Here is a 23,178-nt window from a genome sequence, read left to right as displayed (position 1 = left end):
ATGTCCGCGTCGGTGCGGTGATCGGTACCGCGGTCCTGATCCCGTTCGGGTCGAGGGGTACGCGGCGATGTTCTGACGGTGGACGGGACGCCCGGGCCGGCGGCCGGGGCGGGCCGCGGGATCGGGCCGGGACCAGCCGGCACGTCGGGAGGCATGACCGATGACCAGCCAGCGCACCGCACCGTCGAGGAGCCGGCGGGGCGCGGCGGACGGCAGCTACGTCGCCGCGATCGACCAGGGCACCACGTCCAGCCGCTGCATCGTCTTCGACCGCTCCGGCGCGGTGGTCGCCGTCGACCAGCGCGAGCACCGGCAGATCTTCCCCCGGCCCGGCTGGGTGGAGCACGACGCCGGCGAGATCTGGGCGAAGGTGCGGGACGTGGTGGCGGGCGCGCTGGCCCAGGCGGGCCTGCGGGCCGACCAGTTGAGCGCGCTGGGCATCACCAACCAGCGGGAGACCACGGTGCTGTGGGACCGGGCCACCGGCGAGCCGGTCCACCACGCCGTGGTCTGGCAGGACACCCGCACCGACCGGCTCTGCGCCGAACTGGGCGGCGCGGACGGGCAGGACCGCTTCCGGGGGACCACCGGGCTGCCTCTGGCGAGCTACTTCTCCGGACCGAAGGCGGCCTGGCTGCTGGACGCGGTGCCGGGGCTGCGGGCCCGCGCCGAGCGCGGCGAGATCGCGTTCGGCACCATCGACTCCTGGCTGATCTGGAACCTGACCGGCGGCACCGACGGCGGGGTGCACGTCACGGACGTGACCAACGCCAGCCGCACGCTGCTGATGGACCTGACCACCCTCCAGTGGGACCCGGCGCTCCTGTCGGCGATGCGGATACCGGAGGCGGTGCTGCCGGAGATCCGGTCGTCGGCCGAGGTGTACGGGACGGCGGTGGGTCAACTGGCCGGCGTGCCGGTGGCGTCGGCACTGGGCGACCAGCAGGCGGCGGTCTTCGGGCAGGCGTGCTACGGCGTCGGCGAGGCCAAGAACACCTACGGCACCGGCTCGTTCCTGCTGCTGAACACCGGCGACCGCCCGGTGGAGTCGAAGAACGGGCTGCTGACGACGGTGGGTTACCGGCTCGGCGGGGAGCGGCCCGTCTACTGCCTGGAGGGCTCGATCGCCGTCACGGGCGCGCTGGTGCAGTGGTTCCGCGACCAGCTCGGGCTGATCGCGTCGGCGGCCGACATCGAGCCGCTGGCGGCGAGCGTCCCGGACAACGGCGGCGCCTATGTCGTCCCGGCGTTCTCCGGCCTGTTCGCGCCGTACTGGCGCGCCGACGCCCGCGGGGTGATCACCGGGCTGACCGGCTACGTCACCAAGGCCCACTTGGCGCGGGCGGTGTTGGAGGCGACCAGTTGGCAGACCCGCGAGGTGGTGGACGCGATGGTCCAGGACTCGGGGGTGCCGATCACCCGGCTGAAGGCCGACGGCGGGATGACCGCCAACGGACTGCTGATGCAGCATCAGGCCGATGTGCTGGGGGTGCCGGTGATCCGCCCGGTGGTCACCGAGACCACCTGCCTGGGCGCCGCGTACGCGGCCGGACTGGCGACCGGGGTGTGGCAGGACCTGGACGAGCTGCGGTCCCATTGGCAGCCGGACGCCGAGTGGACGCCGCGGCTGGAGGCGGCGGCCCGGGAGCGGGAGTACGCCAACTGGCGCCGGGCGGTGGCGCGGAGCCTGGATTGGCTGACCCCGGACGGCGCTCCGGAACCCGATCCGGCGCCCTGAACTGGCACCCTGATCCGGGGTCCCGACGCGGAGCCCTGGTCGGTCCCGATCCGGCGCGCCGATGCGCCGGCCCGTAAGTGTACGGCCCGTGCCCCGGGCGGCGGGGTACGGGCCGTACTTCCGCGCCCTGTCAGGGAAGCGTGGGTACGGTGCCGCCGAGGGGTCAGGGCAGCGCGGGCTCCGGCTGCTGGGCGCTGCGCTGCATCGCGTGCTCGACGACGGCGACCAGCACGTCCCGCGCGGAGCCCTGGACCCGGGCGTCGCAGAGCAGCACCGGCACCCCGGGATCGAGGTCCAGGGCGTCCCGGACGGACTCGGCCGGGTAGCGGTCGGCGCCGTCGAAGCAGTTCACGGCGACGACGAAGGGCAGGCCGCGGCGCTCGAAGTAGTCGATGGCGGCGAAGCTGTCCTCCAGGCGGCGGGTGTCGGCGAGCACCACCGCGCCGAGCGCGCCGCGGGCCAACTCGTCCCACAGGAACCAGAAACGGTCCTGGCCGGGGGTGCCGAAGAGGTAGAGGACCAGGGCGTCGTGGACGGTGATCCGGCCGAAGTCCATCGCCACGGTGGTGGTGGACTTGGCCTCGACGCCGTGCAGGTCGTCGACCGGCCGGCCGGCCTCGGTCAGATGCTCCTCGGTCCGCAGCGGCCGGATCTCGCTGACCGCGCCCACCAGGGTGGTCTTGCCGACGCCGAATCCGCCGGCGACGAGGATCTTGAGCGTCACCGGCTCGGCCGGGGCAGACTGGCGACGGCGCTCAGCACGCCCGAAGACCATGGGATTCCTTCTCCTGACGTGCCGGGGACGCGGTGGACCGTGGGGCACCGGAGCAGCACGAGGCGGCCCGGATGCCGGGCGACCGCCGAGGGCGGTCCGCCAGTGCACCGTACAACGTCGGTCGTGGGACGCCCACTTGAGGTGTGCGCGGACCGGTTCCGGCCACCGGGCCAAGGCCGCCAACCGCATCAAATGGGGCCGTCCTGCGGGTGGTTCAGCCCAGTCGGTTGCCGGCGAGGTGGTCGAGGATCTCGGGCGCGACGAGCGCGGGGACCTCCTCGGGCAGCCAGTGGCTGACGCCCTCCAGGGCCTCGAAGCGGTACGGGCCGTCCACCCACTCCCCCGTCGACTCGGCGGCGCGCCGCCCCAGGGCGATGTCCTCGCTGCCCCACAGGAAGAGCGTGGGCGCGGCGATCCGCCCGGCGGGGACGGAGATCACCGCCTCGGGGGCGCGGTACCAGTTCAACGTCGCGGTCAGCGCGCCCGGTTCGGACAGCCGCCGGACGTTGGCCTCGACCAGCTCCGCCGGCACCTTGCCGCCGTAGGCGGCGCGCAGCCGGGCCGCCGCGTCGGCGAGCAGGGCGGACTCCGCCGCGCCGTCGTCGCGGCGGAAGAAGCGGACGTAGTCCAGCCGGTGGTGCTGTTCCGGGTCGCCGGCGGCGGCGCGGTTCAGCGCCTCGGGGTGCGGGGTGGCGAGCACGGTCAGCGACGCCAGCCGTTCGGGGTGGGCGCCGGCCAGCGCCCAGGCGACCAGGCCGCCCCAGTCGTGGCCGACGAGGTGGAAGCGGTCGGCGCCCTGGGCGTCGGCGAACGCGAGGGCGTCCGCGACGAGTTCGGGGACGGCGTAGTCGGCGATCCGCGGCGGGCGGGCGGCCGGCGAGTAGCCGCGCTGGTCGACGGCGAGGGCGCGGTAGCCGGCGGCGCCGAGGGCGGGCAGCAGCGCGCTCCAGGAGTCGGCGAACTCGGGCCAGCCGTGCAGCAGCAGGACGAGCTCGCCGTCGGCCGGGCCGCAGGCCAGCGCGTCGAAGGTGTGCGGCCCCACGGTGATCCGCGGGCGCTCGAAGGGGGTGGCGTCGGCCATGACGGCGGCTCCTGGGTCGGATACGGGGCCGCCCGCCCTCAAGGGTCGGGCGGGCGGCGGGAGTTGGCTTCCGGGCCGGGCCCAGGGCCGGTCCGACCCTGGTGCCCCTCGGACGGGCGCTAGAGCGCGCGCAGGCCGTCGATGACCTCGCGCAGCACCTGCTCGTCCGGCAGTTCGGCCGGCGGCACCGGGCGGGTGACGTGCACCAGCCCGGCGTCCAGCAGATCGCCGATGAGCACCCGGACCACGCCGACCGGCAGGTCGAACTCGGCCGCCAGCTCGGCGACCGACTGCGGTGTCTCGCGGCACAGCTCGACGATGTCCACGTGCTCCGGGGAGAGCGTCTGGTCGACGATGGTCCCCTCGGCCCGGCTCTCCGCGATGACCAGCGCGATCAGGTCCAACCGCCCCTCGGCGTCGGTGCGGGTGCGCCCGCGCGTCATCGCGTACGGGCGGACGACCGGGCCCGCGTCGTCGTCGAACCACCGGGCCGGATGCCGTTCCGGCGTCGGCGGGTCCTCCTGATCGGTCATGGCGTCACCGTAGTCGTACTCGGCCGGCCGGTCAGGACCGGGGCGCGGTGCCCAGGTGTGTGCCCACGCGCTTGACGAGCAGGGTCATCTCGTAGGCGATCAGCCCGACGTCGGAGTCGGCGTCGGCGAGCACCGCCAGGCAACTGCCGTCGCCGGCCGCGCTGACGAACAGGAACGCGTCGTCCAGCTCGACCATGGTCTGGCGGACCTGCCCGGCGTCGAAGTGCCGGCCGACGCCCTTGGCGAGGCTGTGGAAGCCGGAGGCGACCGCGGCCAGGTGCTCGCTGTCCTCGCGGGTGAGGTCCTTGGAGGCGCCGGTGGCCAGGCCGTCGCTGGAGAGGACCAGCGCCTTGCGGATGCTGCCGACCCGCTCGACCAGCTCGTCCAGGAGCCAGTTCAACTCCCCGGATCCGTGCGGCGAGACTGCGGTGGAAGCGGATGCCTTCGGTGCGGTCATGGACCGTCCTCTCCCGATGTGGTTCGTGGTGCGGTTGCGCCCCCGGTGGCGCCGTCCTCGGCACTCGGGTCCGGGGGTGTGAGGGCGTGCGGGCCCTCGTCGTTCTCCCGGCGGCCGCGCTGCCAGCCGCGCTGGAGCGAGGCCATCCGGGCCCGGACCGCCGCGGCGTCCCGGTCGTCGTCGGCCGGTGCGGCCGGCCGCTCCGCCGGGGGTTCGGCGGTCGGGTCGGTCTTGAGCTGGGGGGCGAGGCTGGCCTGCCGGACCCGGCGGGGCAGGCCCTTGGGCGTGGTGGCCGGCGGCTCGGCGCCGGGCCGCTCGACGGCCGGCGGCTTCGCGGACTCCAACGGGCCCTCCGTTCCGCCCGGTTCGTCCGGAGTCCGGGCGTCGCCGTCCGCGAACCCGGCATCGTCCCGGGCCCGGGCATCGTCCACAGTGCGGCCGTGGTCGGAGACCAGGACCGGCGGGCGGGGGCGGCGCGGCAGCGGGGCGAGACCGCCGGACGGCGTCTGGTCGCCGGCCTGTTGGTGCTGCTCGCCGGACGGGACGGGGGACGGCTTGGGGACGGCGCGCGGGCGGCGCGGGGCGCCGGACGGCCCCCGGCTCCCGCGGCCGCGGGCCCGACCGCGGGACGCGGCGCCCGCTCCGTCGGCGTCCGTCGCGTCCCGGCCGATCTCCGGTAGCGGCGCCTCCGGTTCGACCGGGCCGTCGAGCTCGCCCCGACGGGCGCGGCGCGGCAGCGGCACCGGTACCTGGGCGAGCGGATCGCCGGCGTCCTCCTCCGGCGCGGCCTTGGCCCCGGCGGTCTCCGGGGCGATCTCGCGGGTGCCCTCGCCGGTCTCGGTGAGCAGCGCACCGGGGACGAGGACCACGGCGGTGGTGCCGCCGTACGGCGAGGGCTGGAGGGAGACCCGCACGCCCTGCCGCTGGGCGAGCCTGCTGACCACGAACAGGCCGAGCCGGTCGGTGTCGGAGAGCTCGAACTCGGGGGTCTCGGCGAGCCGGAGGTTGGCGTCCAGCAGTTGCTCGGGCGCCATGCCCAGGCCGCGGTCGTGGATCTCCAGGGCGTAGCCGTTGGAGACCCGTTGGCCGTGTACCTGGACGGCGGTGTGCGGCGGGGAGAACACGGTGGCGTTCTCCAGGAGTTCGGCGATCAGGTGGGTCAGGTCGGAGACCGCGGGGCCGTCCACCGCGAGCCGCGGCAGCCGGCGGACCTCGATCCGCTCGTAGTCCTCGACCTCGGCGACCGCCGCCCGCACCACGTCCATGAGCTGGACCGGCTTGCGCCACTGCCGAGAGGGGGCGGCGCCGGAGAGGATGACCAGGCCTTCGGCGTGCCGCCGCATGCGGGTTGTCAGGTGGTCGAGCCGGAACAGGTCGGCGAGTTCGTCGGTGTCCTCGGTGCGCCGCTCCATGGCGTCCAGGAGGGTCAGTTGGCGGTGCAGCAGGACCTGGCTGCGGCGGGCGAGGTTGACGAACACCTCGGAGACGCCGCGGCGCATGTCGGCCTGTTTGACGGCCGCCTCGACGGCGGCCCGTTGGAGGGTGTTGAGCGCCTGGCCCACCTGGCCGGTCTCCTCCGGGCCGAACTCCAGCCGGGGCGCCTCGATTTCCACGTCGACCCGCTCGCCGGCCGCCAACCGGCGCATCACGCTGGGCAGTCGGACGCCGGAGACCTCGTGCGCGGTCTTGCGGAGCCGGGTCAGGTCGCGGACGTGCCGGCGGCCGATCCGCAGCGAGACGACGACCGAGACGAGCAGGGCGAGGAAGCCGAGGACGCCGGTGGCGACGGCCTTGACCACGATCCGGGTGGCGATCGGCGCGACCCGCTCCTGGTACCGGTCGCCGGCGTCCCGGCCCATCTGGCCGAGGTCGCCGAGGACCTTCTCCGCGGCGGTGTTCCAGCGGTCGGCGTCGACCGCGTGCGCGGCGGTCGCGGGGTCGGCGGAGACCACCCGGTTCTCGTAGGAGATGAGTTCGCGGGTGGCGGCGGAGTGCCAGTAATCCTCGTAGATGTTGCGGTCGTTGGCCGGCAGCAGCGAGAGGTTGGTGCTGTAGAGGATGCGGCGCTCGGCGATCCGGTCGATGAGGTCGCGCTGGTCGCGCTTGGTGATGCTGCCGGAGGCGAGGATCGCGGACATCAGGGCGTCCTCGCGGGAGAGCGCCTCGCGGGCGCGGGTGACGTTGACCAGCGCGCGGCCCTGCTTGTCCATCTCGACGTTCTCCAGGGCGTGGAGGGCGGCGAGCAGGTCGTAGCCGGGGTCGACCAGGGTGTCGTAGGACTCCATGGCCTCGATGCGGCTGAGCCGGTTCTCCTCGACCTGGGTGCGCAGGGCCTTTAGGCCGTCCAGGCCCTTGACGAGCTCATCGACGCGGTTCGTGGCCTCGCCGGAGAGGTCCGAGCGGACGTCCTGGACGTCCACGTCGTCGTGCAGGCGGGTCACCGCGTCGTCGGTGGCGCGGGCCTGGTTGCGCAGTTCGGTCAGCGCGTTGGCGCCGCGGCGGTCGGCGAGGTAGAGCAGGCTCTGGCGGCGCTCGCGCTGCAGGCCCTGGATGACGTCCTCGACCGGGTAGCCGAGGCCCCGCACGACGTTGCCGACGTCGAGGAGTTCGTTGGCCTGCCGTCCGGTGACATAGGTCGTCACGCCCCACATAGCCGTCAGGGACACCAGCGGCACGAGCAACAGCGCCACGATCTTCCGGCGGACCGACCTCCCGCGAAAGCGCATGGCCTCCCCTACGTCAACCCCGGCGTACGCGGGGGTGGTGTTTCCGTCAACAGCGGCGCGAGCCTACTACTCTCGGGGGGCCGATCCGTAGGCCCGGCGGAGCGGCGGGGGCGACGGGCGGGGCGGGAACGTCACGAGTTGTCCGGCGATGCCCGGACGGGCGGGCGCCGAGTGTGTCCACGGCCACCCGGGCGCGCGGCCGGTGCGGTGGTTCCCGGATGCCTTCGCGCACCCCGCTGCGTGGCGGAGGTGAGGGACCCTGGGGTGGACAGCAGGCCGACCGTTGTGGCATGTATCCGAGGAAATCCGGGCAGCCACCGAGGAGTCGGGCAGGCCGGGACGGGGCCCGGGCGAGTGCGGGGAGTGTGACGCGATGGGCGGCGACAGGCGTCCCTTGTGGCAGGAGGAGCCGGCGACCCGGCGGCGGATGGCCGACCCGGTGCGCACGGCGGCGGTGCGGGCCGTCATCATCGTGGCGGTCACCCTGATCCTGGCCATGGTGGCCTTTCTGTGCACGCTCGCGCGGTCGTGGTTCGCGTTCCCGGCGGTGCTGGCCACGGTCACCGGCACGATCGTCGCCACCTGGGCGGTGCTGGACGTCTGGGTGACCCGTCAGGTCTGGGTCCAGCGGTTCGGGGTGCGGTCCGAACCGAGCAGCACCGCCCGGGAGTTGCGGCGGGAGCGCCGGGAGGCCCGGCGCAGGGGGCGCGGGCAGCCGGCGGAGGAGAGCGGGCGGACGGACCGCGCGGCGGCCTGACGGTCCGGGCGGCCGGCCGCTCGGGCGGTCAGGCCACCGCCTCCTCGCGCACCGCGGGTCGGACGTGGATCATCCCGTCCAGGACGTCGACCTCGTGGGTGCGGACGGGGCGGCGGGCGGGCAGGCAGGTCGGCGCGCCGGTGCGCAGGTCGAACAGCGCGGCGTGCAGCGGGCATTCGACGTAGCAGCCCTCGATCCAGCCCTCGGAGAGCGAGGCGTCCTGGTGGCTGCACAGGTCGTCGACGGCGTAGAGCCCGTCCTCGGTGTGGAAGACGGCGATGGCGGGTGTGGCGGCGTCGATCTCGATCCGGACGGACTCGCCGACCGGCAGTTCCTCGATGCGGCAGACGGCAAACATCTGGCCCCCCTCACGCTGATCGGTATCATGACATCGTTGTGAATCGCGCATCGCATCTCGCGATGCGCAACAGAATCCAAGCCGAGGAGCGCCCCGTCAAGGGCTTCCCGGACAGCGGCCCCAGGACGTGCCCGTCGGGGGCAACGGGTAGTGAGGCGAAGAGCCATGGCGAACACGACCGATACGCCCCAGGACCGCGCCGAGGAGCGCCGCGGAGCCGGCTCCGTGCAGTCCGTGGACCGCGCGGTGAGCGTGCTGGAGAGCCTGGCCCGGCTGGGCGAGGCCGGAGTCACCGAGCTCGCCGACGAGTTGGGCGTCCACAAGTCGACGGCCTTCCGCATCCTGGGCGTGCTGGAGCACCGCGGCCTGGTGGAGCAGGAGCGGGAGCGCGGCAAGTACTTCCTGGGCGCCGGGGTGTTGCGGCTGGCCGGCGCGGCGGCGATCCGGCTCGACATCTCGCAGGAGGGGCAGCCGGTGTGCCGGGCGCTGGCCGACGAGACCGGCGAGACCGCCAACATCGCCGTGCTGGACGGCGATGCCGCGGTCAACATCATGCAGGCCCGGGGCCCGGCCGCGGTGACCGCCTTCAACTGGCTGGGCCGCCGCACCCCGTTGCACGCCACCGCCAGCGGCAAGGTCCTGCTGGCCCACCTGCCCCAGGAACGCCGGGACGCCCTGCTCGGCCGCAAGTTGGCACGGTTGACCGGGAACACCCTGACCGCCCCGACCGCCGTGCGGGAGCAGCTCACCGCCGCCGTCGAGGACGGATTCGCCCGCACCATCGAGGAGTTCGAGACCGGGCTGAACGCCGTCGCGGCGCCGGTCCGGGCCTACGACGGCACGGTGACCGGGGCGATCGGGGTCTCCGGGCCGGCCTACCGGATGGCCCCGGACCGCCTGCCGGAGCTGGCGAAGGCGGCGGTGGCGGCCGCCGCCGACCTCTCCCGCCGCTTGGGGTACGGCGGTTGAGACCGGCGCGGCGGCCGCCCCGGGCGCGGCGGCCCGCTCAGCCGCTCACCGACCCGGCCGTCTCCGCCGCCGGCTCCTCCGGGCGGCGGTACATCCGGGTCGCGGTGATCTGCCCGTGCACCGTCTCGTCGGACGGGTCCGCCTGCGGCAGACCCGGGCGCAGATGCTCCTCGACGCTGATGTACTTCAGGCCGGCGCGCAGGTCCGCATCGTTGCGCAACCGGATGACCAGCGGGAACTCCGCGAGCGCGGTGGTGTCGAACAGGCCGGTGGTGTAGAGGAGTTGGACGCCCAGCGCGTCGGCGACGGCGCGCTGGAGCTCCAGCAGGTAGGTGGCGTTGGCGCGACCGATGGGGTTGTCCAGGAACAGCGTGCCGGCGTGCCGCTGCTTGTCGCGGCCCCGGTCGTTGCTGCGCAGCGCCGCCATCGTGCAGTACAGGGCGATGGCGGCGGTGAGCAACTGGCCACCGGAGAACACGTCGCCCATCTGCCCGACCGGCACCCGCTCGGCCCGCAGCACCGCGTCCGGCTTGAGGATCTCCACCGCCACCCCGCGCGGCTGGAGCGCGGCCTGCACCCCGCGCAGCAGCAGCGACATCCCGTCCCGGCGCAGATCGCTGTTCTTCTTCACCGCCGCGCGGGTCGCCTCGTCGATGACCTCGCCCAACCGCTCGGTGAGCGTGGCCTGATCGGGGTCCTCGAAGCGGATCCGCAGGAACTCCTGGCCGGACCACTCCCCCAGCCCCTCGGGCAGCCTGGAGAGTCGCTGCGCGGAGCGCAGCGTGGTCAACGAGGACTCCACCAGGCCGCGCAGCCGGTCCACGATGGAGTCGCGGTTGCGCTCCAACTGCGCCAACTCGTCGGTGAGCACCCGCAGTCGGGGCGCGAACGCCTCCGCCCACTTGACGGCGTGGTCCGGCAGCGCCGCGGCGGGCAGCTCGCGGATCTGCTGGCGGGCCGGGGTGCGCACCTGCTCGTAGCGGGTGGAGTTGGCGTGCCGGACGAGGACGTCGGCGGCCTCGCGGACCGCGGACTCGGCGGCGGAGAGGTCGGCGGCGCAGCCGCGCAGCGAGCGGCGGGACTCGGCGGCCGCCTGCCGGGCCTCGGCGAGGCTGCCGGCGTACGGCTCGATCGACGCCTCGGCGCCCTCCTCGCCGTCCTGGTGGTCCCGCAACAGATCGCGCAGCAGCGCGGCGGTCTCGTCGAAGCCGCCGGCCGCGTCCTCGGCCGCGCGGTGCGCGCGCAGCAGCTCCTCGTGCTCACCGCGGGCGGCCTCAAGTGCCTCGGTGGCGGTGGCCAGTTCGGCGCCCGCGGTGCGCAGCAACTCCTTGGCCCGCTCGGCGTCGGCGGGCACCAGCTCCTCGGGCAGCTCGGTGTGCGCCTCACCGTCGGTGGGCGCCAGCCGCTCCGCCTCGCCGCGCAGCCGGCCGAGCTGCTCGCTGGCGGTCGAGGCGCGGGTCTCCAGCATCTGCACCAGCGACTCGGCGCGGGCCGCGGCGGCCTGCCGGGACGGGCCGTCGGCCGCGTCCGGGCTCTGCAGCAACTGCTCGGCGCGGGTACGGACCTTGTTGGTGAGGCGGTTCAACTCGGCCAGCGCGGCGGACTCGTCGCCCTCCGCGCGGGCCTGCTCGGCGCGGAGATCGGCGCCGACGCCGACCTTCTCGTAGAGCTGGGAGGCCGCGCGGTACGCCTCGCGGAGCGCGGGCAGCGACGTGCCGGGCTCCTCCGGGGACTCGCCGAGGTCGTCGGGGACGCCGGCGATCTCGGCGCGCTCGGCGCGCAGCGCGCTGGCGGTGCGGCGGGCGTCGTCGGCGGCCCGCTGGGCGGCCCGGCGGTCCTCGTCGGCGACCCGGGCGCGGTCCACGCACTCCTCGGCGCGGGCCTCGAACTCCGCCGCCTCGTCGGCCAGTTCCCGCATCCGGGACTGCCAGCCGGCGCGCTCGCGGAGCCGGTGGGCGAGGCCGGCGAGCAGGTCGGCGGCGCGCCGGGCGCGCTGGGCGGCCTCCTGCCGCTCGTCGCGCACCCGGGTGGCCTCGGTGGCGGTCTCGTCGGTCTCGGCGCGGGCCGCGCGGGCCTCGGCCAGCTCGGCGGCGGCCTCCTCCGCGGCCGTCCGGGCGGCCTCGGCGGCCTCGGCGAGCTCGGTGAGCCGGCCGGCCGGGCAGCCGGCGCGCCAGGAGCCGAGGCGGGCGGCGAGCGCGCGGTCGCCGGCGAGCCGGGCGGCCAACGACCGGATCTCCCCGTCCCGTTCGGTGGCGCGGGCGCGCAGCGCGCGGCGCTCCTCGTCGGCGGCGGACTCGTCGTGCATGGCCGGGTTGGGCGGCACGAGGAAGACGCCGGTGTCCTCGGCTTCCTGGGGCGGGGTGGGTGCCAGCAGCGCCGCGGCGGTGCCCACCGCGACGGCGGAGCGCGGCAGCAGCGCGGCCTGCGCCAGCACCTCGCGGGCCCGGGCGTGGGTGTCCGGGTCGGTGATGATCACGCCGTCGACGAGCTCGGGGCGGGCGGCCAACACCCGGACGTGGTCGGCCGGGTCGACGGACTGGGCGAGATAGCGCCAGCCGGGCAGCGCGGGGACGCCCTGCTCGCCGAGGAACTCCACGGCGGCCAGCACGTCCGGTCCGGGCGGCAGCAGCCCGCCGTCACCCAGCGCGCCCAGGATGCGGGCGTCGTCGGCGGCGGCCGTGCGCAGCTCGAACAACTGGCGCTCGGCGGCCGCGACACCGCCCTCCAGCAGCTCGTGCAGGGCGTCGGCGCTGCGGTCCAACTCCTCGGCGGTGAGCGGCCCGGCGGGGCGGCGCGGGGCGGGGGACCCGGCGCCGTCGGCCGTGCGGGGGCCGGGCAGGGCGATCGCCGACGCCTCGGGAAGGCCGAGGAGTTCGGTGAGCCGCTGCTCGGCACCGATCGACTCGGCGGCCCGGCGCTCGGCGTCGTGGGCGCGCTCGGCGGCCTGGGCGGCGTCCTCGGCGCGGGCCGCGGCGAGCTCGGCGGCGGAGAGCCGCGCGGTGGCCTCGCGGGCCCGGTCGGTGGCCTGCCGGGCGGCCTCGCGGGCGACGTCCCACGCCTCGACGGCGGTCTTCTCGGCGTCGGAGGCGGCGAGCGCGGCGCGGGCCGGGTCGGCGTCCGGGGTGCTGCCGTCGAGCCAGCCGGCGCGGACCGCCTCGGCGGTCTCCTCGGCGACCTCGGCGAGCCGCTGCTTGAGGTGGTCGGCCTCGCTGCGGGCGCGCTGGGCGTGGGTGGCGGCGGAGGTGGCGTCGCGGTGGGCCGACTCGCCGGCCTCCTGGAGGGCGGCGGACCGCTCCTCGCCCTCGCCCGCGAGGAGTTCGCTGGCCTCGGCGGCGCGCTGCAGGGCGCGCACCAGGTCGGCGGCGGCGGTGGCGCGGGCGGCCAGCGCCGGGGCGGCGTCCCGCTCGGCCTCCCGGATGGCGGCGGCGACCCGGGCGGAGCGGTCGGCGGCGGCGCGGTGCCGCAGCGCGATCTCGGCGGCCTGCCAGGCGCTGTGCAGGGTCCGGGCGTCGTTGAGCTCGCGGCGCTGGGCGGCGGCACCCTTCTCGGCGGCGGCCAGCGCCAACGAGGCGTGCCGGTAGGCGAGTTCGGCGGAGACCAGGGCGCGGCGCCCGCGGGTGCGCTCGGCGTCGGTGACCCGGTGTGCGGCGCCGGCCACCGCCTCGGCCAACTCGGCCGCCCGGCCGCGCTCCTCGGTGCCGCGGGCGTGCAGCCGGTGGGCCAGGGCGCGGGTGCGGCGCTCGGCTCCGGTGTGCACCTCGCGGGCCAGGTGGCGGGCCTCGGCGGACTCGGCGATCTTGGAGAGCAGGTCCAACGAACCGGCGGTGAAGTCGCGTTCGGCGGTCAGCTCGGCGCGCCGGCCCAGCTTGTGGGCGAAGCCGTGCACGAGGTCGGCGAGGCCGTCGGTGTCCCGGGTGTCGGTGACCGCGCGCAGCAGCAGGTCGGTGAAGTCGGAGTCGTTCTTGACCGCGAAGAGGCCGGCCGCCTCGCCCTCGTCGGCGTTCATCTCCCGCTGGTAGCGGAAGAGTTCGGGGTCCAGGCCGAGGTCGCCGAGGTGTTCGTTCCAGCGCTCGTGGACCTCCTCCCAGACCACGTCGAGGCCCGGGTAGTTCTTGCCGGCGTCGGTGAGCGCGTCGCGGAAGCCCTTCATGGTGCGGCGCCGGCCGTGCGCGCCGGAGCCGCCCTCGCCGCTCTCCGTGCGGGGGCGGACCAGGGTGGCCTCGGCGACCGGGAGGGAGTCCAGGCTCATGCCGGGGCCGGGCCGGAAGCTGTACCACGCCTCGGCGAACTTGCGCGGGTCGTTGGAGACCTGGCGGCCGCGCCACTCGCTGACCTTGCCGACCACGACGGACTCACCGGTGACGACGTGCTGCCACTCCAGGGCGACGTGGCCGCAGTCGTCGGCCAGCAGGAACTTCCGCAGCACGCCGGAGCTGGCGCCACCGAGGGTGTTGCGGTGGCCGGGCAGCATCACCGAGAAGATCAGCTTCAGCAGGACGGACTTGCCGCCGCCGTTCTCCAGGAAGAGCACGCCGGCCGGGGCCGGGCGGCGCGGCGGACCGACCGGCTCGTCCTCGAAGAAGTCCGCCTGGGCGGGGGCCGGCTGCGGCACCGGTGCGCCGACCCCGCGCAGGTCCAGCACGGTGTCGGCATAGCGCGCACCGGCCGGCCCGATGGAGTAGAGGCGGACCCGGGACAGCTCGTACATGGCGGACTCTCGTTGGTGTGTGGGTGGGTCGGTGGGCGGGAGGGGCGGCGGCGTCAGCCGGAGTGGAACGGCAGTCCGGCCTCGGCGACCAGGTCGAGGTCCTCGGTCTCCTCGCCGGGCAGCAGCGAGGCGCTGCCGTCGGAGACCGGGACCACGCCCAGTTCGAGAAGTTCGGCCATGGCGGCGGTGCCGGCCATGTCGCGGACCTGGAGCTGGTAGCGGGCGGTGGTGCGGTAGGTGCCGCCGGCGTCGTCGCCGGTGCGCTGGAGGAAGCCGGAGTCGACGAGGAAGGTGACCGCCTTGGCGATGATGCCGGTGGTCGAACCAGCCAGCCGCCGGGCGTCCTTGGTGGCGCCGGTGGCGCTGCGCCGGGCGTAGACCCGCCAGGCGGACTCCAGGCCGGGGGCGTCGCTGACCGGGTCGGTGTTCTCGCCGTCCTCCTCGGCGCGCTCCTCCAGCCGGCGGCACGCCTGGCGGACGAAGGCGTCGACGCCGTTGACGGTGATCCGGCCGATGTAGCCGTCGTCGGCGAGGTCCTCGGGGCGCGGGAACGCCATGGCGGCGACGGCCAGATGGGCCAGGCCGTGCAGGAAGCGGTCGGCGGAGTCGGCCGAGGCGCGGCGGGCGTAGTCGCCCATCCGGACCGCGAAGACGGAGTCCTCGGCGGCGGTGACGGCCATCCCGGCACGGGTGGAGACCTCCAGCACGACCAGGCCGAGACCGCTGGCGACCGCGTCGGCGAGGCGGGCGAAGGCGGGCTCCTCGCGGTACCGGCGGAGCAGGTCGCCGTATTCGGCGTCGCGGGCCGGCAGCAGCTTGGGCTGGAGGCCGAAGGAGACCAGCCGGGCGGCGTCGGCGGCGTCCGCGGGAGTGATCGGCGCAGGGCCGGCCGGGGCCGGTTCGGGGGCGTCGGCGGGCGCGCCCCAGGCCGCCTCGCCGGTGCCGGGCGCCGGATCGGGCTGCGGCACCTCGTCGGCGTCGTACTGGGTCACGGGGCAGGCTCCTTGCGGGGGACGGTCGGGGGTATCTCGTGGCGGGGCGGCGGCGCTATCCGGAGCGCGTGCGGCGCGGCGGGCATCAGGCCACCTCCGAGCGGTCGGCGGCCATCCCGGCCGCGTCCAGCAGGGCGGTGCCGACGATGAGGTCGGCGCCGCCGAACTCGGGGTCCGTCAACTCGGTGCCGTCGTCCACCGCGAAGAGCAACTGCTGCTCGCCCTGGCGGTAGGCGGTGCCGACCGGGGGGCTGGCGGCGTGCACCGCCAACAGGGCGACCAGGTACGGGAGTTCGGGATCGCCGCGGCGGGCCTCGGCGAGCAGGCCGGAGAGCCGGCGGGGGGCGTCGACGGGGAGGTCGAGCAGGGCCATCGCGGCGTCGAGCTGGGCCTCGCTGAAGCGGCTGTCGTCGGGCGTGGCGATCAGATCGGGCTCGGGCATCTCGGCGCCGAGGTGCTCGCGCTCCACGGGCGGGGTGAGCAGCACCTCGACCAGATCGACGACCCGGACCGCGGCGGGGGTGCGCAGACCGGTGCCGCGGGCGAAGAAGGCGTCGGTGACCCGGGTGGCCTGCTCGACGGGGAGCGGCAGTACGGGGGCGACGAGTTGGCCGTAGAGGTCGAGGCCGGAGCGGGCGGCGGGGGCGGCGAACGCCTGGCGGTCCTGCTCGGCGCGGAAGAGCGGGCCGGCCTCCAGGAGGCGGGACTGGAGCTGGGTGTGCCGGCGGATGCAGTCCTTGACGATGTCCACCAGCTCGGCGGCGCGCCGCTTGTGCTCGCCGGTCTTCTCGTCGACGGCCTCGGCCTCGTCGCGGGCCTTGCGGATGTTGGTGAGGATGGCGTTCTCGTGGCGGTAGCGGTCCGCCACGTGGTCCAGCGCCTCGCTGATCATGTCGGGGACGGCGCGCAGCCAGTCGACCGAGCGGACGTTGCGCCGGGTGGCCTCCAGGGTCTTGCGGAGGGTCTCGGCGTACTGGACGGTGCGGTAGCGCGCCTGCTCGGCGGCGAGCTGGGCATCGGCCAGCCGGCCGCGGCTGATCAGCACCTCCAGCTTGACCTCGGCGGCGATCTGGGCACTGGTGACGTCGGTGTCCAGGGCGCCGACCAGGACGTTGACCGCCTCGTCGGTGGCGCGGAGGTAGACGCTGCCGCCGGCGCCGGGGACCTCCTCGATGAGCTTGAAGTCGTAGTCGCGCCGGACGTACTCGCCGTCGGCGGTGAAGGTGCCGTAGACGGCGCGGAAGCCGCGGTCCACGCTGCCGACGTTGATGAGGTTCTCCAGCACCCAGCGGGCGACCCGCTCGTGCTCCGCCGCGGGACGGTCCGGGGCCTGGGCGGCGACCCGTGGGAGGACCTTGGCCACTATCTCCTCGTGGTCGGCGCCGGTGTCGAAGTCCATGTTGAGGGTGACCAGGTCGATGACGGCGAGCGCCACCTCCGCCATCGCGTACACCCCGTACTCGCCCGCGAGGTTGGCCTTGCGCGCGTCGAGGTCGTGCAGCGGCGCGGTGCACGCCAGCGCGCGCAGTCGGCGGGCCAGTCCTTCGTCGGCGGCCGGGCCGGGCGCGGGCCGGCTCTGGCCGTTGAGCTGGGGCGCAGCCGCGCCCGGGGCGGAAGAAGTCACGTCGCACAGCGTAGGCGCTGGCACTGACAAGGGACGAAACGGCACGGATCCCCTCATGGGCGGACCGCGCCCGGACCCGTTGACGGACCCGCGAGCCGGCCGACCGGCCATTTTACCGGGGGCGTCGCGGGCTCAGTGCGTGGCCCCCTCCGCGACCCGCAGGTCGGTGCGGGTGCGGGCGGCGGTGGCGGCGACCTCCCGCAGCGCGGCGGCGATCGCGGCGATCGGCAGCGACGGCTGGGCACGGTCGGTGACCTGCTCCGGCGCGTACGGGACGTGCACGAACCCGCCGCGCAGCTCGGGCAGTTCGGTGGCGATGAGGTGCGCGAGCCCGTAGAAGACGTGGTTGCAGACGAAGCTGCCGGCGGTGTTGGAGACCGAGGCCGGCAGGCCCGCGGCGCGGACGGCGGCCACGCACGCCTTGATCGGGAGGGTGGCGAAGTAGGCGGCCGGGCCGCCCGGCACGATCGGTTCGTCGACCGGCTCCGCGCCCGCGCCGTCGGGCATGCGGGCGTCGTCGACGTTGACGGCGACCCGTTCCACGGTGATGTCGGGGCGCCCACCGGCCTGCCCGACGCATACCACGACATCGGGACGAACCTCCGCGATCGCGGCGCGCAGGGCCGTGACCGATCCGCCGTAGACGCAGGGCAGTTCGGCGGCGTGCAACTCCACGCCGTCGAGCGGGGCGGCCACCGCGGCGCGCACCGCCTCCCAGGACGGGTTGAGGGATTCGCCGCCGAAGGGCTCGAATCCGGTCAGCAGGACGCGGGTCGGCTCGGTGGTGGGGGCGGTCACGCGGTCCCTCCTCGTGGGTGCGGGCGGCGGGGCCGCCGGGGGTCAACGGGCGGACGCTAGAAGGCGAACAGCGCCATGATGACGATGTTGCAGCCCAGCAGGACGCCGGCGGTCGGCAACTGCGCCTTGATGGGACCGTACTGGTCCTTCAGTTCGAGCAGCGCCGCCGGGACGATGTTGAAGTTGGCGGCCATCGGGGTCACCAGGGTTCCGCAGAAGCCGCAGAGCATGCCCAGCGCCAGCACCGCGGCCGGGTTGCCGTGGAAGTGCCCGACCAGAACCGGCCAGCCGACCGCGGCGGTCATCACGGGGAAGGCGGCGAAGGCGTTGCCCATGATGAGCGTGAAGGCGAACATGCCCACGCAGTAGACGGCCACCGCGACGTAGAGGGAGTCCTCGGGCAGCACTGCGGTGGCCAGTTTGCCGACCTGGCCGCCGACCCCGGAGACCTGGAAGATGGTGCCGAGCGTGGCCAGCATCTGGGGCAGCAGCATCGCCCAGCCCATCGCCTCCAGCATGGTGCGGCCGGACTCCACAGGTACCGAGAGCCGCTTCTCGCGCAGCAGCACCATGCCGACGACGAGCGCGACGACCGCGCCGATGCCGAGCCCCAGAATCGTCTCGCTGCCCTTCTGGAGGACCGGTTGGCCCCCGAAGGAGAGGTGCTTGACGCCGATGGCGCAGGCCATCGCCACGGCCGGGATGGTCAGGGCGGGGAGGAAGAGCTTGTTGCCCAGGCGGGCGGCGCTGGCGGCGCGCTCCTTGGGGGTGGTGGTGCGCGGGGTGCCGCGCCCGGTACAGCCGAAGCCGGCCAGGGCGGCCATGACCAGCACCGCGACGCCCAACGGCTCCGCCGGCGCCCGCTTGGTGACGACCCAGCTGCTGTAGATGAATCCGGCGCCGACCAGGCCCCAGAAGGCGCCGGTGCCGAAGCGCTTGGGGTTGCCGCGGTCGGCGACCATCTGGCCGGCCATCACCAGGAAGCTGAGGCCGACGAGCCAGTAGAACCACTCAGCCTTGATCATCGGGTGGCCTCCGCTGCGGGGGTGGACTGGACGTTGGCGGCGAGCAGTTCACGCTCCAGGTAGCGGTCCAGCCGCAGCAGCCGCCAACCGTGGACGACGAAGGCGCACACCGCGGTGGGGATCGCCCACAGCGCCAGGTGCAGCGGTTCGAGGTGGGTCCCGTAGGTGGTGTTGACAAAGCCGGTGATCAGCAGGATGGAGCCGACGGCGAGGAAGACGTCCTCGCCGAAGAAGAGGCCGACGTTGTCCGCACTGGCCGCGAACGAACGGACCTTCTCCCGCGTGTGGGACGGGAGTTGGCCGTGCCGGCGCTCGGCGGCGCCCTCCGCCATCGGGACGGCGAGCGGCCGGACGGTCTGGGCGGGGCCGAAGACGTTGGTCAGCCCGACGGCGGCGCCGATCTGCCGCAGGCCCAGGTAGAGCGCGAGGAAGCGCCCGGTGGTGAGCCGGCCGAACTTGGCGATGAGGGTGCGGGCCTGCTCCTGGAGGCCGTAGCGCTCCAACAGGCCGATCACCGGGAGGGTGATCGCGAAGATGGTCACCGCGCGGCTGCCGGCGAAGCCCTCGCCGAAGGCGGCCAGCACCTTGGTGGGCGAGAGCCCGCCGAGCAGCCCGGTGAGGATGCCGGCCACCGCCACGACCAACAGGGGATTGCGTTTCGTGGCGAAGCCGATGACGACCACGAGCACGCCGAGCAGCACGATCATGGAGATCCGCCTTCCGCGTACGGGGAGTGCCCCCGCGTGCGCGCCGGCCGTCGGGCGGGGCGCGGACGTCAAGGGAGCGACAAGAGATTGCAGCGGAGGCTATGTGATTGTTGAACGATCCGACAAGGGGTTGGCGCCGACAAAATGGGAGCGCGCTCAGCCCTCGGCAATGCGCTGGGCGTACGCCGCCGACAACTGGCCGCGCGAGTCCTCCAGATAGGCCCGCAGCAGCCGCTCGCCCGCGACCGCGTCGCCGGCCAGCAGCGACTCCGCGATCTGCCGGTTGCGGACCAGGTAGGGCGCGTAGAACCGCTGCGGGTCGGCCATCACGTGGAAGACCAGCCGCAGTTCGGCCAGCACCCCGCGCATCAGCTCGTCGGTCCGCGGGCTGCCGGCGAGCGCCACGATCGCCTGGTGGAAGCGGAGGTTGGCGGTCGACAGCTCCTCCCAGACCCGGTTCGCCGCCGCCTCCTCACCGGCCCGCACCGCCGCCTCGATCGCCGCCACGGACGCGGCGACCTCGGGCCCGTACGGGCCCTGCCCCAGCCCGCGCACCGCGGCGCACTCCACCAGCGCCCGCACCCGGAAGATGTCGTCCAGGTCCTCGACGGTCACCATCCGCACGAAGACCCCGCGGTTGAGCCGGTGTTCCAGCAGCCGCTCGTGGGTGAGCAGCCGGAAGGACTCGCGCAGGGTGTTGCGCGAGACGCCCAGCGCGCCGCCGATGCTCTCCTCCGACAGCCGCGCGCCGGGCGGGAAGTAGCCCTCGGTGATCCGGTCCCGCAGGATGTCGGCGACCCGCTCGGCCGTGCTGGCGCGGCCCAGCAGCGCGCGGTCCTGTTCCAGCCCCGCGACCTCGGCGAGCCGCCGCCCGTCGTTCTTCGTCACTCCGCCCGCCATACCGCCTACCGCTCTCGTCCCGTTCGGCCGGACCGCCGGCCCGTCCCGCTGCGATGTCAGCCGCAGTCAATCCCAGATGACGGGACGGGACAACACACCTCTTGTCGGATCGTTCAACGATCTGTACGTTGGCTTGCACTTCGGCACTCCCGCATCCGCCTCCCGCAGCCCGCGTACCCGGAACGGACATCCATGAGTGATTCGGCGGCCCCCGGCCTCATCGACCTCAACGCCGACCTCGGGGAAGGGTTCGGCCGCTGGCAGCTCACCGACGACGAGGCACTGCTCTCCGTCGTCACCAGCGCCAACGTCGCCTGCGGCTTCCACGCCGGCGACCCCTCCACCATGCGCCGGGTCTGCGAACTGGCCGCCGCCCGCGGCGTGGTGATCGGCGCCCAGGTCTCCTACCGGGACCTGGCGGGCTTCGGGCGCCGCGCGATGGACGTGCCGCCGGAGGAACTGGCCGACGAGATCACCTACCAGATCGGCGCGCTGGAGGTCTTCGCCCGGGCCGCCGGCGCCCGCGTCGGCTACGTCAAGCCGCACGGCGCGCTCTACAACCGCTGCGTACACGACGCCGAGCAGGCCACCGCGGTGGTCGCCGGCATCCGCGCCGCGGGCGGCCGCCTCCCGGTCCTCGGACTGCCCGGCTCGCTGCTGCACCGCGCCGCCCAGGAGGCCGAACTCCCCGTCGTCGCCGAGGCGTTCGCCGACCGCGCCTACACCGACCGGGGCACCCTCGCCCCGCGCCGGGAGGCGGGCGCGGTGGTCCACGATCCCGACGCCGTCGTCAAGCGCGCCGTCGGCCTGGCCCGCGACCACGCCGTCACCACCCGCGACGGCGCCCGGATCGCCGTCGCCGCCCGCTCCCTGTGCCTGCACGGCGACACCCCGGGCGCCGCGGAGCTGGCCCGGCGGGTCCGGGCCGAGCTGACCGCGGCCGGCGTCCGCATCCGGAGCTTCGTGTGACGGCCCAACGCCCCGGCGCGGCCGCGCCGTTGTCGTTGCGGGCCCGGCCGGTCGGCGAGCGGGGGCTGCTGGTCGAGTTGACCAGCGACGAGGACGTCGAGGCGCTCCACGCCGAACTGCTGCGCCGGGCCGTCGACGGCACCCTGCCCGCGGTCCGCGAGGTGGTACCGGCCGCCCGCACGGTCTTCCTCGACGGCCTCGCCGACCCCGGCGCGCTGGGCGCGGAGCTCGCCACCTGGCGCATCCCGCCGCCGGCCGCCGGCGACCGCCCGGCCGTGGAGATCCCGGTCCGCTACGACGGGCCCGACCTCGCCGAGGTCGCCGCCCTGTGGGGCGTCACCCCCGACGAGGTGGTCCGGCTGCACTCCGGCACCTCCTTCCGGGTCGCGTTCTGCGGATTCGCGCCCGGTTTCGGCTACTTGACGGGGCTCGCCGAGCCTCTGCACGTGCCCCGTAGGGAGACCCCCCGCACCCGCGTCCCGGTGGGCTCGGTCGGCCTGGCCGGCCCGTACACCGGGGTCTATCCGCGCGCCTCCCCCGGCGGTTGGCGGCTGATCGGCCGCACCGACGCCGTGCTCTGGGACCCGGGGCGGGAGCCGGCGGCGCTGCTCACCCCCGGCACCCCCGTCCGCTTCGTCCCCGAGGACGCGCCGCTGCCGGCACCGCGCACCGCCCCGTCCCGCCACGCCCCTAAGGAGTCCGCCCGATGACCGACCGCGCCCTGACGGTGGTCCGGGCCGGCGCGCTGACCTGCGTCCAGGACCTCGGCCGGCCCGGCCACGCCCACCTGGGCGTGCCCCGCTCCGGTGCCCTGGACGAGCCCGCGCACCGGCTCGCCAACCGCCTGGTGGGCAACGGGATTTCGGCCGCCACCCTGGAGACCACCCTCACCGGGTGCGCGGTCCGGGTGCGCACCGCCGCCACCGTCGCGGTCACCGGCGCCGCCTGCCCGGTGACGGTGGACGGCCGCCCCGCCCCCTGGGGCGCACCGGTCCGCGTCCCGGCCGGCGCGGTGCTGGAGGTCGGCGCCGCCACCCACGGGGTGCGCTGCTACCTCGCCTTCGCCGGCGGCGTGGACACCGAGCCGGTGCTCGGCAGCCGCGCCACCGACCTGCTCTCCGGCCTGGGACCGGACCCGCTCGCGGACGGCGCGGTGCTCCCGTTGGGGACCCCGCACGGGCCCCCGGCCGCCGCTGACGCGGTCCCGCACGCCGGCCCGGCCGCCGAGCTGGTGCTGCCGTTCCTGCCCGGGCCGCGCGCCGACTGGTTCACCGCCGCCGGGCTGCGCACCCTGGCCACCGGGCGGTTTTGGGTGTCCCCGGCCTCCAACCGGATCGGGCTGCGCACCGAGGGCCCGCCCCTGGAGCGCTCCCGGGACGGCGAACTCCCCAGCGAGGGCATGCCGTTGGGCGCCCTCCAGGTACCACCCGACGGACTGCCGGTGCTGTTCCTGCACGACCACCCGACGACCGGCGGCTATCCGGTCGTCGGCGTCGTCCCGGAGCGGTGGCTGCCCGCCGCGGCGCAGGCGGTGCCGGGGACGCCGGTGCGCTTCGTGCGACTGGGCCGGAAGCCGGGCGGGGCGGCGCACACCGGCTGACGCCGGGCGGGGCGCCGGCCGAAGTCCACTCCGCACGCCGGCAGTTCGCGCCTCGCGCCCCGCCGTTCCCCGCATCCCCGCTCTCCCGCCGGGGCACTGTCCGTAGCGGATCAACCGCACCGAGCGACCGGCTCGTGCCTCCGCACGGAAGGAACCGTCACCACCATGCGCCTCGTTCCGCGTCTCACCGCCGCACTCAGCGGGCTCGTCCTGGCCCTCGGCGGAGTCGTGGCCCTCGCCCCGGCCGCCCACGCCAGCCCGCAGGCGTGCTACTACGCCGTCCTGGAGCAACACCCCGACGCCGACCGGGAGGTGGCCGAACGGGCCTGCCTCATGGTCGAGGAGGGCGCCCCCGAGAGCCTGCACGCCTGCTACTTCGAGCTGCGCGAGGGCTCCGTGCCCGCGCAGATCGCCTACGCGGCGTGCCGCCGGGCGGCGGAGGAGTAGGAGGGCGCCCCGGC

Annotated in this window: 20 protein-coding genes; 7 read left to right on the top strand and 13 right to left on the bottom strand. The window is 75.1% G+C overall.

Annotation, left to right across the window (positions count from 1 at the left end; genetic code table 11):
* The first annotated feature begins 160 nt into the window (after positions 1-160).
* Positions 161-1,738: a glycerol kinase GlpK gene (gene glpK / locus ACIQU6_RS35130; RefSeq protein ID WP_403485777.1), complete on the top strand. Its 1,578-nt coding sequence runs from the start codon at positions 161-163 to the stop codon at positions 1,736-1,738.
* Positions 1,739-1,901: 163 nt separating this feature from the next.
* On the opposite strand, the gene ACIQU6_RS35125 is transcribed toward glpK, so the two are convergent.
* The 5 genes from ACIQU6_RS35125 to ACIQU6_RS35105 all read right to left on the bottom strand — a co-directional run bounded on the left by ACIQU6_RS35125 (position 1,902) and on the right by ACIQU6_RS35105 (position 7,310).
* Positions 1,902-2,513: a GTP-binding protein gene (locus ACIQU6_RS35125; protein WP_403485776.1), complete on the bottom strand. Its 612-nt coding sequence runs from the start codon at positions 2,511-2,513 to the stop codon at positions 1,902-1,904.
* A gap of 214 nt (positions 2,514-2,727) precedes the next feature.
* Positions 2,728-3,594: an alpha/beta fold hydrolase gene (locus tag ACIQU6_RS35120; protein ID WP_403485775.1), complete on the bottom strand. Its 867-nt coding sequence runs from the start codon at positions 3,592-3,594 to the stop codon at positions 2,728-2,730.
* Positions 3,595-3,713: 119 nt separating this feature from the next.
* The gene (locus tag ACIQU6_RS35115) at positions 3,714-4,127 is read right to left on the bottom strand and encodes a DUF742 domain-containing protein (RefSeq protein WP_403485774.1); all 414 of its coding nucleotides are present in this window, start codon (positions 4,125-4,127) and stop codon (positions 3,714-3,716) included.
* 31 nt (positions 4,128-4,158) lie between these two features.
* Positions 4,159-4,584, bottom strand: coding sequence for a roadblock/LC7 domain-containing protein (locus ACIQU6_RS35110; protein WP_274917326.1), 426 nt, complete (start codon positions 4,582-4,584; stop codon positions 4,159-4,161).
* Complete coding sequence (locus ACIQU6_RS35105) at positions 4,581-7,310, bottom strand: nitrate- and nitrite sensing domain-containing protein (protein WP_403485773.1); 2,730 nt, start codon at positions 7,308-7,310, stop codon at positions 4,581-4,583. Before ACIQU6_RS35105 ends, ACIQU6_RS35110 begins: the two co-directional genes overlap by 4 nt.
* Positions 7,311-7,683: 373 nt before the next feature.
* Here ACIQU6_RS35105 and ACIQU6_RS35100 point away from each other — a divergent pair, with 373 nt between their 5' ends.
* Positions 7,684-8,067 carry a hypothetical protein gene (locus ACIQU6_RS35100; protein ID WP_403485772.1) on the top strand — a complete coding sequence of 128 codons (384 nt, stop codon included), beginning with the start codon at positions 7,684-7,686 and terminating at the stop codon, positions 8,065-8,067.
* A 28-nt stretch (positions 8,068-8,095) separates the two neighbouring features.
* Here ACIQU6_RS35100 and ACIQU6_RS35095 read toward each other — a convergent pair whose 3' ends face one another.
* The gene (locus tag ACIQU6_RS35095; protein WP_403485771.1) at positions 8,096-8,425 is read right to left on the bottom strand and encodes a bifunctional 3-phenylpropionate/cinnamic acid dioxygenase ferredoxin subunit; all 330 of its coding nucleotides are present in this window, start codon (positions 8,423-8,425) and stop codon (positions 8,096-8,098) included.
* Between the two features lie 165 nt (positions 8,426-8,590).
* On the opposite strand from ACIQU6_RS35095, the gene ACIQU6_RS35090 reads away from it, so the two are divergent.
* Positions 8,591-9,394, top strand: a complete 804-nt coding sequence (locus ACIQU6_RS35090; protein WP_403485770.1) for an IclR family transcriptional regulator — start codon at positions 8,591-8,593, stop codon at positions 9,392-9,394.
* 37 nt (positions 9,395-9,431) lie between these two features.
* Here the strand turns inward: ACIQU6_RS35090 and ACIQU6_RS35085 are convergent, their stop codons facing one another.
* From ACIQU6_RS35085 to ACIQU6_RS35055, 7 genes are all read right to left on the bottom strand, one after another.
* The gene (locus ACIQU6_RS35085) at positions 9,432-14,102 is read right to left on the bottom strand and encodes a hypothetical protein (RefSeq protein ID WP_403485769.1); all 4,671 of its coding nucleotides are present in this window, start codon (positions 14,100-14,102) and stop codon (positions 9,432-9,434) included.
* A gap of 53 nt (positions 14,103-14,155) precedes the next feature.
* On the bottom strand, positions 14,156-15,094 hold the full coding sequence (locus ACIQU6_RS35080; RefSeq protein ID WP_403485768.1) for a hypothetical protein: 939 nt from the start codon (positions 15,092-15,094) through the stop codon (positions 14,156-14,158).
* A gap of 85 nt (positions 15,095-15,179) precedes the next feature.
* Positions 15,180-16,718 carry a hypothetical protein gene (locus tag ACIQU6_RS35075; protein ID WP_403485767.1) on the bottom strand — a complete coding sequence of 513 codons (1,539 nt, stop codon included), beginning with the start codon at positions 16,716-16,718 and terminating at the stop codon, positions 15,180-15,182.
* Positions 16,719-16,850: 132 nt separating this feature from the next.
* Complete coding sequence (pcp, locus tag ACIQU6_RS35070) at positions 16,851-17,516, bottom strand: pyroglutamyl-peptidase I (protein ID WP_403485766.1); 666 nt, start codon at positions 17,514-17,516, stop codon at positions 16,851-16,853.
* 56 nt (positions 17,517-17,572) lie between these two features.
* Positions 17,573-18,541 carry a DUF979 domain-containing protein gene (locus tag ACIQU6_RS35065; protein ID WP_403485765.1) on the bottom strand — a complete coding sequence of 323 codons (969 nt, stop codon included), beginning with the start codon at positions 18,539-18,541 and terminating at the stop codon, positions 17,573-17,575.
* The gene (locus tag ACIQU6_RS35060; RefSeq protein WP_403485764.1) at positions 18,538-19,248 is read right to left on the bottom strand and encodes a DUF969 domain-containing protein; all 711 of its coding nucleotides are present in this window, start codon (positions 19,246-19,248) and stop codon (positions 18,538-18,540) included. Before ACIQU6_RS35060 ends, ACIQU6_RS35065 begins: the two co-directional genes overlap by 4 nt.
* A 156-nt stretch (positions 19,249-19,404) precedes the next feature.
* Positions 19,405-20,148, bottom strand: coding sequence for a GntR family transcriptional regulator (locus ACIQU6_RS35055; protein ID WP_403485763.1), 744 nt, complete (start codon positions 20,146-20,148; stop codon positions 19,405-19,407).
* A gap of 192 nt (positions 20,149-20,340) precedes the next feature.
* On the opposite strand from ACIQU6_RS35055, the gene ACIQU6_RS35050 reads away from it, so the two are divergent.
* The 4 genes from ACIQU6_RS35050 to ACIQU6_RS35035 all read left to right on the top strand — a co-directional run bounded on the left by ACIQU6_RS35050 (position 20,341) and on the right by ACIQU6_RS35035 (position 23,164).
* Entirely contained in the window at positions 20,341-21,117 is a 777-nt protein-coding gene (locus ACIQU6_RS35050) for a LamB/YcsF family protein (RefSeq protein WP_403485762.1), read from the top strand.
* Positions 21,114-21,827 (top strand): 5-oxoprolinase subunit PxpB, encoded by a 714-nt coding sequence (gene pxpB, locus ACIQU6_RS35045; RefSeq protein ID WP_403485761.1) that lies wholly within the window; start codon positions 21,114-21,116, stop codon positions 21,825-21,827. Before ACIQU6_RS35050 ends, pxpB begins: the two co-directional genes overlap by 4 nt.
* Positions 21,824-22,717 carry a biotin-dependent carboxyltransferase family protein gene (locus ACIQU6_RS35040; RefSeq protein ID WP_403485760.1) on the top strand — a complete coding sequence of 298 codons (894 nt, stop codon included), beginning with the start codon at positions 21,824-21,826 and terminating at the stop codon, positions 22,715-22,717. The genes pxpB and ACIQU6_RS35040 overlap by 4 nt, the downstream gene beginning before the upstream one ends.
* Before the next feature lie 165 nt (positions 22,718-22,882).
* Positions 22,883-23,164, top strand: a complete 282-nt coding sequence (locus tag ACIQU6_RS35035) for a hypothetical protein (protein WP_403485759.1) — start codon at positions 22,883-22,885, stop codon at positions 23,162-23,164.
* The last annotated feature ends 14 nt before the right edge of the window (positions 23,165-23,178 follow it).

Source organism: Streptomyces sp. NPDC090442 (assembly GCF_044769405.1).
In the GTDB taxonomy this organism is placed as follows: Bacteria; Actinomycetota; Actinomycetes; order Streptomycetales; family Streptomycetaceae; genus Streptomyces.
This window is presented reverse-complemented; position numbering and strand designations above follow the sequence as displayed.